The 16,515-nt window shown below is 32.8% G+C and carries 14 protein-coding genes; 9 read left to right on the top strand and 5 right to left on the bottom strand.

Annotated elements, in window-relative coordinates; genetic code table 11:
* Window positions 1-12: 12 nt before the first annotated feature.
* The 4 genes from DG435_RS09320 to DG435_RS09305 all read right to left on the bottom strand — a co-directional run bounded on the left by DG435_RS09320 (window position 13) and on the right by DG435_RS09305 (window position 5,302).
* Complete coding sequence (locus DG435_RS09320; RefSeq protein WP_106794370.1) at window positions 13-2,388, bottom strand: TonB-dependent receptor; 2,376 nt, start codon at window positions 2,386-2,388, stop codon at window positions 13-15.
* A gap of 154 nt (window positions 2,389-2,542) precedes the next feature.
* Window positions 2,543-3,310 (bottom strand): glycosyltransferase family 2 protein, encoded by a 768-nt coding sequence (locus tag DG435_RS09315; RefSeq protein WP_106794369.1) that lies wholly within the window; start codon window positions 3,308-3,310, stop codon window positions 2,543-2,545.
* Window positions 3,311-3,347: 37 nt separating this feature from the next.
* On the bottom strand, window positions 3,348-4,409 hold the full coding sequence (locus DG435_RS09310) for a glycosyltransferase family 9 protein (protein ID WP_106794368.1): 1,062 nt from the start codon (window positions 4,407-4,409) through the stop codon (window positions 3,348-3,350).
* A gap of 77 nt (window positions 4,410-4,486) precedes the next feature.
* A complete protein-coding gene (locus tag DG435_RS09305) occupies window positions 4,487-5,302 on the bottom strand; it encodes a 2,3,4,5-tetrahydropyridine-2,6-dicarboxylate N-succinyltransferase (RefSeq protein WP_106794367.1) in 816 nt (271 codons plus the stop codon).
* A 126-nt stretch (window positions 5,303-5,428) separates the two neighbouring features.
* On the opposite strand from DG435_RS09305, the gene ruvX reads away from it, so the two are divergent.
* The 8 genes from ruvX to DG435_RS09265 all read left to right on the top strand — a co-directional run bounded on the left by ruvX (window position 5,429) and on the right by DG435_RS09265 (window position 14,015).
* Window positions 5,429-5,839, top strand: coding sequence for a Holliday junction resolvase RuvX (ruvX, locus tag DG435_RS09300; RefSeq protein ID WP_106794366.1), 411 nt, complete (start codon window positions 5,429-5,431; stop codon window positions 5,837-5,839).
* Between the two features lie 23 nt (window positions 5,840-5,862).
* Window positions 5,863-6,453, top strand: coding sequence for a peptide deformylase (gene def / locus DG435_RS09295; protein ID WP_106794365.1), 591 nt, complete (start codon window positions 5,863-5,865; stop codon window positions 6,451-6,453).
* Window positions 6,454-6,658: 205 nt separating this feature from the next.
* Entirely contained in the window at window positions 6,659-7,081 is a 423-nt protein-coding gene (locus DG435_RS09290; RefSeq protein WP_106794364.1) for a DUF5606 domain-containing protein, read from the top strand.
* Window positions 7,082-7,285: 204 nt separating this feature from the next.
* A complete protein-coding gene (locus DG435_RS09285) occupies window positions 7,286-8,926 on the top strand; it encodes a CTP synthase (protein ID WP_106794363.1) in 1,641 nt (546 codons plus the stop codon).
* A 94-nt stretch (window positions 8,927-9,020) separates the two neighbouring features.
* Complete coding sequence (gene yidC / locus DG435_RS09280) at window positions 9,021-10,904, top strand: membrane protein insertase YidC (protein ID WP_106794362.1); 1,884 nt, start codon at window positions 9,021-9,023, stop codon at window positions 10,902-10,904.
* Between the two features lie 148 nt (window positions 10,905-11,052).
* On the top strand, window positions 11,053-11,742 hold the full coding sequence (locus DG435_RS09275) for a toxin-antitoxin system YwqK family antitoxin (RefSeq protein ID WP_106794361.1): 690 nt from the start codon (window positions 11,053-11,055) through the stop codon (window positions 11,740-11,742).
* A 113-nt stretch (window positions 11,743-11,855) separates the two neighbouring features.
* A complete protein-coding gene (mnmA, locus tag DG435_RS09270) occupies window positions 11,856-13,043 on the top strand; it encodes a tRNA 2-thiouridine(34) synthase MnmA (RefSeq protein WP_106794360.1) in 1,188 nt (395 codons plus the stop codon).
* 27 nt (window positions 13,044-13,070) lie between these two features.
* Window positions 13,071-14,015, top strand: a complete 945-nt coding sequence (locus DG435_RS09265; protein WP_106794359.1) for a nitronate monooxygenase family protein — start codon at window positions 13,071-13,073, stop codon at window positions 14,013-14,015.
* 9 nt (window positions 14,016-14,024) lie between these two features.
* Here the strand turns inward: DG435_RS09265 and DG435_RS09260 are convergent, their stop codons facing one another.
* The gene (locus DG435_RS09260; RefSeq protein WP_106794358.1) at window positions 14,025-15,329 is read right to left on the bottom strand and encodes a glycosyltransferase; all 1,305 of its coding nucleotides are present in this window, start codon (window positions 15,327-15,329) and stop codon (window positions 14,025-14,027) included.
* A gap of 90 nt (window positions 15,330-15,419) precedes the next feature.
* Between DG435_RS09260 and mazG the strand changes: the two genes are divergently transcribed.
* A complete protein-coding gene (mazG, locus tag DG435_RS09255) occupies window positions 15,420-16,193 on the top strand; it encodes a nucleoside triphosphate pyrophosphohydrolase (RefSeq protein ID WP_106794357.1) in 774 nt (257 codons plus the stop codon).
* The last annotated feature ends 322 nt before the right edge of the window (window positions 16,194-16,515 follow it).

The raw sequence follows: 16,515 nt of genomic DNA, 5'->3' as shown, positions 1-16,515 counted from the left end.
GCTAATAATTTTTTAAAATTTGAATTCGTATGATATACTAGGTACGATCCCAAAGAATGATAATTTGGTTGCTTGCGTCATTCCCGTAGCTATCTCTACATTGTTAGTTTCGCCAATTTCATTGAAATAGATAGAGGCTGCATTTTGTCTGTTATACACATTAACAATACTGAAAACCCATTTTCCTTTTTTACCTTTTTTTGGATTTAATGTTGCAGAAATATCTAGTCTGTGATATGTAGGTAATCGATTGCCATTTCTATTGTTATAATCGGCTACTACTAGTCCATTTTGTGTATATCGTCCTGTAGGGTAAGTAACTGGTCTTCCTGAGCCAAAAATGAAGTTTGCCCCAAAATCCCATCTATTATTAAGTTTATAGAAACCAACCAGGTTTAGTTCGTGTAATTGATCGCTATTGCTGGGATAGTATTTATTATTGTTAATGCCTAGTACTTTGTTTTCAGAGCGAGCGAGGGTATAACTCAACCATCCTGTAAGCTTGCCTTCGTTTTTGTTAAGCTGTACTTCAAGTCCATATGCTCTTCCTTTTCCTTGTACGACCTGAGTTTCTATTTCTTCAGTAAATAAAAGGTCTGCTCCGTCAATAAAATCGGTTACATCTTTTAGTTTTTTATAATAAGTTTCAAGACTGAGGTCATATTTCCCTTTTTTAAAAGATTTAAAATATCCAAGTGCGAGCTGATCTGCTGATTGTGGTGATAAATACGGGCCACTGGGCGACCATACATCTAGAGGAGTAGGAGAAGTAGTATTAGAAATAAGATGTAAATATTGATACATTTTATTATAACTTAGTTTTAAAGAATTAGATCCGTTTAATAGGTATCTAATAGAAATTCTAGGTTCAAAACCATTAAATGTTTTAATACGTTTCCCAGAACTATAATTCGTGATCTGTGTCACTTCATTTTCTTCATAAATATCTTGTTCTGGGTTATAGGTAAGAGGAGTTCCTGTATTATATTCACGAATATCTTCCTTTCCTAACCTCGAGAAGTTTGACCAACGTACTCCATATTGTAAACTTAAATCGTTAGAAAGTTTTTGTTTTAAATCGGCATAAATACCATTTTCTAAACCAAATTTCTGACTAAATTCTTCCTCATTAATAGTAGAGCCTTTAAAAGGAGATATTTTTCCTGGTTTGAAATTATAATACGTAATATCGATACCTGTCTTAAGAGTATTATTGTTATTAATAAACCAGGATAACCTTGGTTTGAAATTATAGTTAGTAATACTGGATTTCCATCTAAACTCAGATCCAGTTCTCAAATTATCAAGGTTATAATCGTAATTGCTATAGATAGCAGAGGTTTGCAAAAAGAGTTTTTCGTTAAGAATACTAGTCCAGCGTAAGGATGCCGATGTGTTTCCCCATATGGTTCCTAAAAACTTATCTAGTTCGAATTTATCTCTGCCAAAATATCCAGATAAAAATAAACGATTGTTAGTGTTAATATTGTAATTCGATTTAAGGTTGAGGTCATAGAAAAAAAGCGAACTATCTTTAAAATCATCGGTAAGAAAAGTAAACAAATCAATATAAGACCTTCTACCTGCGAGCATATAACTTCCAGAAGCTTCTTCTTTATTTCCTTTTAATATTGGCCCTTCTATAAGTGCTTTTGCCGAAATTAAACCAACTCCTATTTCTCCACCAAAATCTTTAGTGTTGCCCTCTCGTTGTTTAATATCGAGTACCGATGATAATCTACCTCCATATATTGATGGGATTCCTCCTTTGTATAGCTTTGCATTTTTAATAGCACTAGAATTAAAGACAGAGAAAAACCCAAATAGATGAGAGGCATTATAAATAGTAGCTTCGTCAAGAAGTATAAGGTTTTGATCAACAGATCCACCTCTTACATTAAACCCGGAAGACGCTTCGTTAACACTGGATACACCTGGTAATAATTGAAGTGATTTAAGTACATCTGGTTCACCAAGTATAGCAGGTAGTTTTTTGATGGTTTCTCCTTTTAAGGATATCACACTCATTTCAGTCGACTCTATATTCTTTCGAGCTTTATTAGAGGAAATCACAATCTCATCTAATTCTGCTAATTCTTCAGTAAGGTCGAAGTCTATTTTTTGATTACCTGTTATACTAACTTCTTTACTAATAGTTTTATATCCTAAATAACTAATTTCAATTTGGTGAATACCTTTTTGTAGGTTTATAGAATAAAAACCATAGTCATTTGTCGTAGTTCCATAAGTGTTGTTAATGATAATGTTAACTCCTAGAAGTTTTTCTCCAGAATTATTGTCTTTTACATAGCCACTTATTGAAAATTTTTCTTGAGCATAGCTCCCAAGGCAAAATAGACAAAATAGGTATACAAGTAGTTTCTTCATATTTGATACAGTTTTAAACAATTTTTGTTCAAAACTATACCAGTTATGTACTTTGGATCCTAAAATAAAGAAGAACCTCGAAAAAACCTGATAAGCCTTGTTTTTTTAAAAAGAAGAATTTTTTTCTATGAAAAAATATAGAAATCTTTAAATGTTATTTTAGATTTCGTCGAAACAACCAAAGCTTTACATATCGCATAAAAACCGCATATCCCTGGACATAACCTATAACTAAACCGGGAACACCATCTCTAAACCCGCTTTGTATGAAGTAATGTTTAAAAAACGCCCAAAGTGGTTTTATTACAAAGTGATATGGTGTTAATCGTTTTGTTTTTTTGTCATAATCTTCTGCTTGCCAGGAAGCATATCTATTTAGTTTATTGATATAAGCGTCAAAAGTAGTGTATGTATTATGGTAAAATTTATTTTTTAATATTCCTATTTTACCTGGAGTAACAATTTCTTCATGTACATGTCTATCATCATATTTACATTTATCTCTATGAAATAATCGAATAACCTTATCATTTCGCCATCCACTATAGTGTATTCTTTCTCCCATAAAATGATTCATACGTTTTATCCAGTATGCTACAAAATTATCTTTTTCAGGATCTTTTAGTACTTCTAATACTTCATTTTTAAGCTCAGGGGTTACTCTTTCATCTGCGTCAACTAATAATATCCACTGGTGTGTAGCCTGAGGAATAGCCCAATTTTTTTGAAATGAAGGGTAATCAAATTTTCTTTGAATAATGAAATCGGTATATTCTTTTGCAATTTCGACCGTTTTATCTGTGCTATAAGAATCAACGACCATAATTTCATCAGCAAATGAAACTGATTCTAATACATCCTTGATATTATGTTCTTCATTATAGCATGGGATTATAGCTGTAACTTTTTCTCTATGTAAAATGTCTTTTTCTATGATGATTTGGTTTTAAAAATGCAAATTACAAGTTTTTACTTAAAAAATTATGCAATTGATTAATGAATAATTCTGTTTTAAAGTGAGGGTAAAGTTCTAAAGATTTCTTTTTGAGTTCTTTATAGCTTTGGTTTGAAAATAACTCTGGCATATAATCTGATAAATGAACAGATGTTTGTCTTTCTCCATCCTCAAACATATTCCAATCTTTTTTAAGAATCCAGGGAGAAAAAATAGTAAAAGTGGGTATGTCAAGTGCTTTAGCCATATTTACAGCACCTCCTTCGTTACCTATTAATGCATCACAATGAGAGAGGATTGCAAGGAATCCTCGTAAACTTTTGGCAAATACATCAAAATGGATATGCCTCTGTGTTTTAGGCATGGTAAGGTTATAAATTGTACGTGCATCTTTTTCCTGATTTGGAATGTAATTGAAAAGAATATTTACTTCTGTATTCTTAACAATTGCATCTATAACTTTGGCCATATACTCGAAAGGAAGTGTTTTTCTCATTTCACTACCCAAAACACTAATCATTATTAATGGTGTCTTGGTAATAATTCCATTAGATTCTAAAAACTCACGAGCCTTTTCTTTTTCTTCTTTGGTTAAAAATATTTTTGGTCTTGTGATCTCAGAAGTGATTCTGTTTTCAGGAAAAACCAAACGTAATCTGTTTTCTATAGCAATACTGGCATTTGTAATAGGTACAAGATTCCTTTTAATAGTTTTTGTGTAAAAAAACTGAGTGTACCATTTATAGAAAGATACTTTCTTTGAAGCACCAGAAAATAGAGTGATGAGGTTACTTTCTAATTTTCCATATACATCGATAACATGATCGTATTTAGACTTTCGTATTTCTTTTAAAAAGGTGTAAAAAGCTCTTTTGTCATTTTGGTATTCATTTTTAAACTCTATAATATGGTCAAAAAATGGGTTTTCTGTGATGACAGATTTTGTGTTAGAGTTCACCAAAAAATCAATAGTAGCATTAGGGTGTTCTTTTCGTAATGCTTCACAAATAATAGTGCTTGTGAGCACATCACCAATCATCTTTTGTTGAATAACCAAAATCTTCATATACTATTGATCAAAATAATTGAGCTTGTCCTAAAAAAAGAGAAGACAAGCTCAAGTTTCTTTCTACATGTTTTACACTATACGGCTACATCATATTCACGAAGAGCATCATTAAGTGAAGTTTTCTTGTCAGTACTTTCTTTACGTTTTCCAATAATCAAAGCGCAAGGTACATTAAATTCTCCAGCAGCAAATTTCTTAGTATAACTTCCTGGGATTACCACAGAACCAGCAGGAACAACTCCTTTTCTTTCTACAGGAGTATCTCCTGTAACATCAATTATCTTGGTAGATGCTGTTAATACTACATTAGCACCTAATACAGCTTCTTTTTCTACTCGAACTCCTTCGACTACAATACATCTGGATCCTATAAATGCATTATCTTCTATAATGACCGGAGCAGCTTGCAATGGTTCTAGAACACCACCAATCCCAACACCACCACTAAGGTGAACATTTTTTCCTATTTGGGCACAACTACCTACAGTTGCCCATGTATCTACCATAGTTCCTTGATCTACATAGGCACCTATATTTACATAGCTAGGCATTAAAATAGTACCAGGAGAGATGTAAGCTCCATGACGCGCAACAGCATTAGGAACTACACGAATTCCTTTAGCTTCGTATCCTTTTTTTAATGGAATTTTATCATGGTATTCAAAAATTCCAGCTTCCAGGGTTTCCATTTTTTGGATTGGGAAATATAATACTACTCCTTTTTTTACCCATTCATTTACTTGCCAGCCACCTTCTACAGGTTCTGCTACTCTAAGTTTTCCGGAATCTAACAAGCTAATTACTTCACGTATTGCACTTTGCGTATTTGATTCTTTTAAAAGCTCTCTGTTTTCCCAAGCTTTTTCTATGGTTTCTTTTAGTTGGTTCATCGAATAAAAAATTTTGGTAAAGATAATAGCTTCCTTTGAAAAAAGTATCGATTATAGATATTTTAGGAAACCATTAATAAATAAGGACAGTTTTGTAATAATATTATACTTTTGCAAAAAAAATGAATGGCACGGATTTTAGCGATTGATTATGGAGGGAAACGTTGCGGAATTGCAGTTACAGATGAATTGCAAATTATCGCTTCTGGGTTGACTACAGTTGATACTGTAGAATTATTGTCATGGCTAAAAGATTATGTGTCTAAGGAAGAGGTAGAGCTTTTTATAGTGGGAGAACCGAAAAGGTTGCATGGAGAAGCTTCAGAAAGTGAACAACTAATTTTACCTTTTTTAGAAAAATTGAATAAATTACTTCCAGATATTCCTGTAAAAAGGATTGATGAACGCTTTACTTCTAAAATAGCTTTTGATACTATGATTGCTAGTGGTATTTCAAAAAAGAAAAGAAGAGATAAAGCATTAGTAGATCAGATAAGTGCAACGATTATATTACAAGATTATTTGTATAATCGATAAATAATAGAAATAAGAAATAAAATATGATACTTCCAATTGTAGCATACGGAGATCCGGTATTGAAGAAAAAAGGAAAAGAGATAACCAAAGATTATCCTAAATTATCAGAGTTACTGGATAATATGTTTGAAACCATGTATAATGCACATGGAGTAGGATTAGCTGCTCCTCAAATTGGACTCCCTATTAGATTATTTATCGTTGATGCAGAACCCTTTTCTGAAGATGAAGAATTATCTAAAGAAGAAGCAGATCAGTTAAAGAATTTTAAAAAAACATTTATTAATGCAACTATTTTAGAAGAAACAGGTGAGGAGTGGGCTTTTGCAGAAGGATGTTTGAGTATTCCTGATATAAGAGAGGACGTATTTCGTAATGAAACTATAAAGATTCATTATTTTGATGAGAATTTTGTAGAACATACCGAGACTTATGGCGGGTTAGTAGCAAGAGTAATTCAGCATGAATACGATCATATCGAAGGGGTTTTGTTTACAGATAAACTATCGAGTCTTAAAAAACGTTTAATAAAAGGAAAATTAGCTAATATTTCTAAAGGAAAAATTAGTTCAGAATACAGAATGCGATTTCCATTACTAAAAAAAGGAAGATAATTGCATTATACTTTTAAATATTTATGTTGGTTAAATGTTTGATTTTTTAAAACGAACTACTGATATTTGCCAACTTTGAGGAGAGATAAACGTATTTTAAGAATTTCTATAGTAGTTGAAATGATTTATATGTAAACTCCTTATCGATCTGCGTTATTACAGGTCTGGTCTTTAAAAAGAATATATCATAAATAGATAAAAATATATGAGCTTAGATAAAATATTAGCAATTTCGGGTAAACCTGGTTTATATGAGTTAAAAACACAAACTCGAAGTGGATTTTTAGCAGAATCTTTATTAGATGGAAAAAGATTATCGGTAAGTATAAGACACAATGTAAGTGTACTTAGCGAAATTGCAATTTATACATTTACAGAAGAAGTTCCTTTACGTGAGATTTTTAAAAAGATCTTTGAAAAGGAAAATGGTGAAAAAGCTATAAGTCACAAAGAATCTAAGGATAAATTAGAAGCCTATTTTAGCGAAGTGTTACCGGATTATGATGAAGATAGAGTGTATACTAGCGATATGAAAAAAGTAATTCAGTGGTATAATATTTTACAATCTAAAGGGTTAACAGATTTTACAGAGGTAGAAGAAGATAAAGTTACTGAAGAAGAAGAATAAGAGCATAATTTTTTATAATAAAATCCTGTCGTGAGGCAGGATTTTATTTTTTATATATGTTGTGAATTCATTTTCAGATTTTTAAGTTGTTGACGGAATATGGATAAGTTAAATAATATTGATTGATTTTCGATGTATGATTTGATGACTTCTTTGTATTTTTGCGCAAAATTTTAATACAATCTTACTAAATATTTAGTTTACATGGCTAATACCAAATATGTTTTTGTAACCGGAGGCGTGTCTTCTTCTTTAGGAAAAGGGATTATAGCAGCTTCTCTGGCAAAATTATTACAGGCAAGAGGATACAGGGTTACAATTCAGAAACTGGATCCTTATATTAATGTTGATCCAGGGACACTAAATCCATATGAACATGGTGAATGCTATGTAACCGATGATGGAGCAGAGACTGATCTTGATTTAGGACATTATGAGCGTTTTTTGAATACGCCAACCTCTCAAGCCAATAATGTAACCACAGGAAGAATATATCAAAGTGTTATCCAAAAAGAAAGACGAGGAGAATTTTTAGGAAAAACAGTTCAGGTTGTTCCACATATAACCAATGAAATTAAAGAAAGAATCCAGATTCTGGGAAAAAGTGGAAATTATGATATTGTAATTACCGAAATAGGAGGAACCGTTGGTGATATAGAATCTTTACCTTATATAGAAGCTGTACGTCAGTTAAAATGGGAACTAGGAGATGCTAATGCTTTGGTTATTCATTTAACCTTAATTCCCTATCTATCAGCAGCAGGGGAATTAAAGACAAAACCGACTCAGCATAGTGTGAAAACATTGATGGAGAGCGGTATAAAAGCAGATATTCTGGTATGTAGAACAGAACATGAACTTTCTGATGATTTAAGAAGAAAATTAGCACTTTTCTGTAATGTTCGACAAGAAGCAGTAATAGAATCTATCGATGCGTCAACAATCTATGATGTACCTAATTTGATGTTAGAAGAAGGCTTGGATAAAGTAGTACTTAAGCAACTACTTCTTCAGGATGACGACGAACCTAATTTGGAGAAATGGAATGATTTTTTACAAAGACATAAAAACCCAAAATGCCAGGTCACTATAGGACTTATAGGTAAATATGTAGAATTACAAGATTCTTATAAATCAATTTTAGAATCTTTTATTCATGCAGGAGCAGAGAATGAAGTAAAAGTAAATGTAGTAAGTATACATTCAGAATATATTACTAAGGATACAATAGAAAATAAAATAGCTCATTTAGATGGTATTTTAGTGGCTCCTGGATTTGGAGAACGAGGGACAGAAGGAAAAATAAAAGCAGTACAATATGCAAGAGAAAACAAACTTCCGTTTTTCGGAATTTGTTTAGGGATGCAAATGGCAGTTATTGAGTACTCTCGTAATGTTTTAGGAATTAAAGAAGCTTCTTCTGTAGAAGTAGATAAAAATACACCACATCCTGTAATTGATATTATGGAAGAGCAGAAGAGTATTACGGATATGGGAGGTACTATGCGATTAGGTTCTTGGGATTGTGAATTGATGGAAAACAGTAAAGTGTTAGAAGCATATGGAAAATCAATGATAGCAGAACGTCATCGTCATAGATATGAGTATAACAATAATTACAAAGAGCAATTAGAAAAAGCAGGACTTAGGACTACAGGAATTAATCCAAAAACAGGATTGGTAGAAATTGTAGAAATCCCTGATCATCCATGGTTTGTAGGGGTTCAATATCATCCAGAATATAAGAGTACAGTTGCAAATCCACACCCTTTGTTTATTGCTTTTATAAGAGCAGCTGTTGAATATTCAAAAAATGATAAGAGTGCCAAAGTGTCACAAGGATAGTAATTGGCTAGATAATTGACAACGAATAACAATATATATATAATTTTAAAAGCCTTTCTGAGTCATCAGATAAAGGCTTTTTATACATCAATACATGGAAGAAAAGAAATTTGATCTTAATTCGATAATTGGATTTGCACTTATTTTTGGAATCATCGTTTGGATGTTCTATCTAAATCAACCAACTCCTGAAGAAATTGAGGCAGAAAAAGCTAAAAAAGAAGAACTAGAGTCTGAGAAAAAAACAGACAAGGAAAAAACTACAGATTTTGTAAAGGAAAGCGAAGCTATCGTAGCAAACCCTCAGGATTCTGTTGCATTATCTAATGCAAAATCACAATTGGGTGCATTTTCATACTCTGCTAGCTTACCTTCGGCCAAAGATGAATTTACAAAGGTCGAAAATGAGGTTTTAAGTCTTAAGGTAAATAATAGAGGAGGATATATCTCTGAAGCATTGCTAAAAAACTTTAAAACCTATGATTCTGTTCCGGTATATCTGATTAAAGATGGGAAAAATGCTTCTTTCAATATTAATTTTGGAACCACAGATAATAGAATTTTAAATACAAAAGATTTATTTTTTGAACCTTCGGTAACCAAAAATGGAGAGAACACAGTGCTGTCTATGAAACTTAAGGTTTCTAATACTAAATTTCTGGAGTATCGATACGAATTGAAACCAAATGAGTATATGGTCGATTTTACTATTCGATCTCAAGGGTTACAACAAGTAATTAATAGTGGTCAAACAGTAAACTTAGATTGGCAGCTACAAGGGATAAGACATGCTAAAAGTGCAGCATATGAAAATCGCTATACCGAGGTTTCATACGAATATGATGGTGATAAAGATGATTATTTAGGGCAAGGAGAGTTTGCGGATGACGAAGAGCAAGACGTAAGCTGGATAGCTTTTAAGCAACATTTCTTTACCTCTGTACTTCTAACAGATACCCCGTTCAAAAAAGCATCTTTTACCTCTAAGAATATAGCTAACTCAAGTGAGTTGGATGATAAAGATATAAAAGTAACCAAAGAGTTTTCTGCCTCTATTCCTTTAGAATTACAAGGAGGAGAACTTAATTATACAATGGATTGGTATTATGGTCCTACTGATTATAGAATTTTAAATACTTACGATCGCAACCTTGATGAAATAGTACCTCTGGGTTGGGGTATTTTCGGAATAATAAATAAGTATTTGTTTATTCCGTTTTTTGGATTTTTAAGTGGATTTCTTCCTTATGGTATTGCAATTGTGGTAATGACTATAATTGTACGTATCATCTTATCTCCAGTTACGTATAAGTCGTACTTGTCGCAGGCTAAAATGAAAGTTTTACGTCCAGAGATTACAGAGATTAATGAGAAGCATAAGGATAATGCAATGAAGAAACAGCAAGAAACAATGGCTCTTTATGGTAAAGCAGGGGTTAATCCTATGAGTGGTTGTTTACCGGCAGTAATGCAGATTCCTGTTTTTTATGCCTTGTTTAATTTCTTTCCAAGCGCATTTCAATTACGACAAAAAAGTTTCTTATGGGCAGATGACTTATCTAGTTATGATACTATAGCAGAGCTGCCATTTACGATTCCTTTTTATGGAGATCATATTAGTTTGTTTCCTATACTGGCATCAGTAGCTATATTTATCTACATGATGATGACTACAGGGCAAACGATGCAAACGCAACAACCAGGGATGCCTAACATGAAATTTATTATGTATTTATCCCCATTAATGATGTTATTTTTCTTTAATAACTATGCAAGTGGGTTATCATTGTACTATTTTATTTCTAACTTGATTACTATCGGAATTATGTTGGTTATTAAAAACGTAATTATTGATGAAGATAAGATTCATGCCAAAATTCAAGAAAATAAGAAGAAGCCTAAGAAGCAAGGTAAGTTCCAGAAAAAAATGAAAGAATTAATGGAGCAGGCAGAACAACAAAAAGGGCAAAAGAAATAACATTATTGCTTATATGTTTTAGAAAAGCTCCTTTTTTTAGGAGCTTTTTTATGCTTTAAACTTCGTTTATTGAATTTGATTTTATAATATTGGTATACTTTTTGGAGATTAGGTTCGTTGAAATAATGTCCCAAATTAAATAGTAGTTATGCGAAGTATATTTTTATTTTGTAGTTTATCTTTTCTTATATGTTTCTCCGTTTTAGGTCAAAAATATAATGCCTATGATGCTAATGGTAAGCGACATGGTAAATGGCAGAAAAAATATGAAGGGAGTGATCAGCTTCGTTATGAAGGAACTTTTGATCACGGAAAAGAAATGGGGAAGTTTAAATTTTACAAACCTATTAATGGAGAATTTCCTACAGCAATTAAAACGTTTTCAAAAAATAATGATACTGTTAATGTAAAATATTTTACCCAAAAAGGAAAAGTAATAAGTCTGGGTCAGATGATTGGTAAAGATCGTATAGGATTATGGAAATATTACCATAATGAATCTGATAAGATCATGATGACCGAACAATATCAATTTGGAAAATTAAATGGAGAACAGCTTACTTATTTCGAAAATGGCCAGTTAACAGAGAGAGCTTCATATGTCGATGGCAAACAAAACGGAAAGAGAATTATGTATTCTGATACAGGTGTGATAATAAAGGAGTTTACCTATGAAAATGACCAATTACACGGAGTTACTAAGTATTATGATATAAGTGGAGTATTGATTATCGAGGGGAGTTATAAAAGAGGCCGTAAAGATGGTATTTGGAACTACTATAAAGATGGAAAACTCTCGGAGCAAAAATTATTTCCGGTTCAAAAAAGAGGATTTTAAGATTGATATATAAAATACCGGTATAGATAAAACCATAAAGCATTGCGCTAGCATTGCTTTTTTTATTTATTACTTTTGCATAAAATTTTAAACGATTAAATAAAGCATTTTTGATGAAGAGAGTAATCGTAGGATTATCAGGAGGAGTTGATTCTAGTGTAGCAGCATATTTACTTAAAGAGCAGGGGTATGAAGTTATTGGCTTGTTTATGAAAAACTGGCATGATGACTCGGTCACAGTATCTGATGAATGCCCTTGGTTAGATGATAGTAATGATGCATTGCTAGTGGCAGAAAAATTAGGAATTCCATTTCAGACTGTTGATCTAAGTGAAGAGTATAAAGAACGTATAGTTGATTATATGTTCAATGAATATGAAAAAGGACGGACACCTAATCCGGATGTATTATGTAATCGTGAAATCAAATTTGATGTTTTCCTAAAAATAGCATTATCTCTTGGAGCGGATTATGTAGCTACAGGTCATTATTGTAGAAAGGATACTGTTATAAAAGATGGAAAAGAAGTACATCGATTATTGGAAGGAAAAGATCCTAATAAAGATCAATCCTATTTTCTATGTCAGCTATCTCAGGAACAACTGGCAAAAACGCTTTTCCCTGTAGGTGAATTGCTGAAACCCGAAGTTAGAGATATTGCCAAAGCGCAAGATCTAGTAACCGCAAATAAAAAAGATTCTCAAGGATTATGCTTTATTGGAAAAGTAAGATTGCCAGAATTTCTTCAGCAAAAATTACAACCAAAACAAGGAAATATTGTTGAAATATCTCCTTCAGAAAAAAAATATCAGCGAGAACGCCCACAATTTGCTTCTAAAAGAGATGAACTAGAATTTTTATCTAATAAATACTCTTATGATATTAATGACGGTAAAGTGGTAGGGAAGCATCAGGGAGCACATTATTATACTAAAGGACAACGTAAAGGCTTGGCTGTTGGTGGTACACCAGAACCACTTTTTGTAATAGAAACAGATGTAAAGACAAACACTATTTATACTGGTCAGGGAAAAAGACATCCTGGATTATATAGGAAAGCTTTATTTATAGCTAAAGAAGAACTGCATTGGGTAAGAGACGACCTTAAGCTTGCGGTGGATGAAGAACTAGAAGTGATGGCGAGGATTCGGTATAGGCAGCCGTTAGATAAAGCTACACTATATATGGTTGATTCTGGAGTGTATGTTGTTTTTGAAAATGATCAAAGCGCAATCACCGAAGGTCAATTTGTAGCTTGGTATATCGAAGATGAATTAGTTGGGTCAGGAGTGATTTCATAAGAATTAAATTACACATATTTATATAGTATGAATAAAATTAAAGAGCTATTTAATATTCAATACCCTATAATTCAAGGAGGGATGATATGGGCAAGTGGTTGGAGGTTAGCAAGTGCAGTAAGTAACTCAGGAGGATTAGGACTTATAGGGTCTGGGTCTATGTATCCGGATGTGCTTAGAGATCATATTCAAAAATGTAAAAAAGCAACCAGTAAGCCTTTTGGAGTTAACATTCCAATGCTATACCCCAACTTGGATGAGATTATACAAATCATCATCGAGGAAGGCGTGAAAATAGTATTTACTTCTGCCGGAAACCCAAAAACATATACATCATATCTTAAAGAAAAAGGAATTACGGTTGTACATGTAGTAAGTAGTCTTAAATTTGCTTTAAAAGCGCAGGATGCAGGTGTTGATGCTGTAGTGGCAGAAGGGTTTGAAGCAGGAGGGCATAACGGAAGAGATGAGACAACCACATTAGCGTTGATTCCTATGGTAAAAGAAAAGATAAATATTCCTTTAATTGCAGCAGGCGGTATTGCTACAGGTGCAGCTATGTATGCTGTTATGGCGTTGGGAGCAGATGGAGTTCAGGTAGGAAGTCGTTTTGTGGCAAGTGACGAAGCATCTTCGCATATCGATTTTAAAAATATGGTGGTTGAAGCAAAAGAAGGCGATACGCAGCTTACTTTAAAAGAACTAGCGCCGGTTAGAATGCTAAAAAATAAATTTTATCAGGATGTAGCAGCATTATATGCTACTGCACCTTCGGTAGATGAGTTAAAGACACTGTTAGGGCGTGCCAGAGCAAAACGGGGTATGTTTGAAGGAGATCTTACCGAAGGAGAATTAGAGATTGGACAAGTATCAGGATTAATTCATGATATTAAGCCTGTAGCCACAATACTAGAAGATATGATCACAGAGTTTGATATTGTACATCATAAAATGAGCAATATTTCGTTATAAAAACCTTTTTTATTCTGAAATAAGGTGGACGATATGCTGTTCACAGATATCTAATGTATTATAGGAATTCATACGCTGTTGTATTTTCTGTATAGTATCTAAATATTTGTCTGTACCTAATATTTTTTCAGTTGCATTTTGTATTGCGACTACTCGTGGTTTTTCTGTTTTTAGATCAATACCGACCCCAGAATAATCCATTCGGGAACAGATTTCATTTTTACCTTCATTAACCCCAGCAGTAATCATTGGTACGCCGTGTTTAATACTTAGCAAAGCACTACCGTATCCTCCATTCATGATAAAAACATCTATATGTGGCATTACAGCATCATAAGCTATGAAATCTTCGATATAAAAATGCTGCTGAGGATATCGTTTTTGTAAACCTTTAGTATCGGTATAACCAGTAGCTACCAGTACTATGTAATCTGAGTTTTTAAAAGCCTCTAAAGAAGGAATAATAAGCTTATCAAGATTTTTTTCTACGGTTCCCTGAGATACTAATATGATTTTTTTTGACGTATCCAGAATAGCACCCCAATCCTTTTTTAGCTTTTGATTGTTATTATTGTTAGTCTGTACTTGTAATGCCCCAACATATTTTATGGTTCTGGGAAGACTATATCTTGGATAATCGATCTCAGGAATTCCATTTTGCAGAAAAACATCCGATTGTAATGGAGCTACGTCAAAAATAGTTAGATTTTCTTCTTCAGGTAAATCCAATGAACGTAATAATTGATTATAGACTACTTTTGTTTCATCAAAAATAAGCTTATCGGCCATTAGTTTTATAAAGTTCTGTTTTCTTTTGCCGAAAAAAGTTGTAGCAGGCTGATGGCCAATACCGTATAATGGGAGGTCCGGTGCAGAAAGTGCTAAAGGTACCACTCCTATACTAGCAATTGGTACATTAAGTTTTTTCTTAATAATAGACCCAGGAAAGGTGTTGTCACATACTAAAATATCAAACGGAAAAACTTGATGTATCTCTGCGATATCTTCATAGTACCCTTTCATTCTATTAATAAACAGGTTAATAATATCGAACTTAATATGTGCGATTCCTTTTAGCATTTTTCGATCCGGATACATTTGATCTATCTCCTCAATTTTAAGCTCCTGCGCATTTTGGAACGGTAAATATGGTATCCCTATTCTATGTAGTGTGTTTTTATACCCCTCCCCAGTATACCATCTTACATCATATCCCTTTGTTTTTAGATGAATAGCTATAGCTGTCATAGGATTAAAATGCCCGTCTGCAGGTATACAAGCGAAAAGAATTTTTTTTGGGGACATTCGTGTCATTAGGATATGTTTTTTGGAGAGGTAAAATTATAATATATTAAAACTAAACCTAATTTTTGATAAAACATTACTTTTGAAACAAAAACATAAATGAACTCAAGAGAAGATCAACTTCAGGCTTTTGATAGATTGCTAACGATCATGGATGAGCTTCGAGAGCAATGTCCATGGGACAAAAAACAAACGCTTCAATCTTTAAGGCATTTAACTATAGAAGAGACATATGAGTTAGGTGATGCAATTCTGGATAATAACCTTGAAGAAGTGAAAAAAGAGCTTGGTGATTTATTACTACATATCATCTTTTATGCTAAAATCGGTAGTGAGACAAGAGCTTTTGATATTGCAGATGTTGCTAATGAGATTTGTGAAAAACTAATTCATAGACACCCTCATATATATGGAGATGTTACCGTTACCAATGAAGAAGATGTAAAACGTAATTGGGAAAACTTAAAGCTTAAAGAAGGGAAAAATAGCGTTCTCGAAGGAGTTCCTCAATCTTTACCGGCAATGGTAAAGGCAAGTAGGATTCAGGATAAAGTAGCTGGAGTGGGGTTTGACTGGGAAGAACCATACCAGGTATTTGATAAGCTTAAAGAAGAACTTGACGAATTACAACACGAAATCGAAGTGCAGGATCAGGATAAAATAGAATCAGAATTTGGAGATGTTCTTTTCTCTATGATTAATTATGCCCGTTTTCTTAAGGTAAACCCAGAAGATTCGTTAGAGCGTACTAATAAAAAGTTTATAAAACGGTTTCAGTACCTGGAGTCAAAAGCAAAAGAAAATAATAAGAATCTTGGAGATATGACACTTGCCGAAATGGATGTTTTTTGGGAAGAAGCAAAAAAACAATAACCAATGCGTATAGTCGGTTTGAAAACCATATAATCTCATATTCTTGTCAAAATTTTCTTACTTTATATTTTGAAACATAGTAATGACTAAGTTTTTTGATAATAAATAGATGTCAGAATACTGTTTTTGTGTTTTTTTATTATGGTTTTCACTTATTTTATAATATTTTTTATTACCTCGAAAAGCCTATAAACACTGGTTTTTTTGGTAAAATATTATCGGGACACCCTTCTATAACAATTTTTTAACAGAAAGAAATCGTAAATTAGGCGTTAAATTCATCATCAATCAATCGTGAGGCTAACTCAAAGAAAAACAATAT

The sequence above is a fragment of the Aquimarina sp. Aq78 genome (assembly GCF_900299525.1).
Lineage (GTDB): Bacteria > Bacteroidota > Bacteroidia > Flavobacteriales > Flavobacteriaceae > Aquimarina.
The sequence above is the reverse complement of the archived record's forward strand: the minus strand, read 5'-3'. Positions and strand labels throughout refer to the sequence as shown.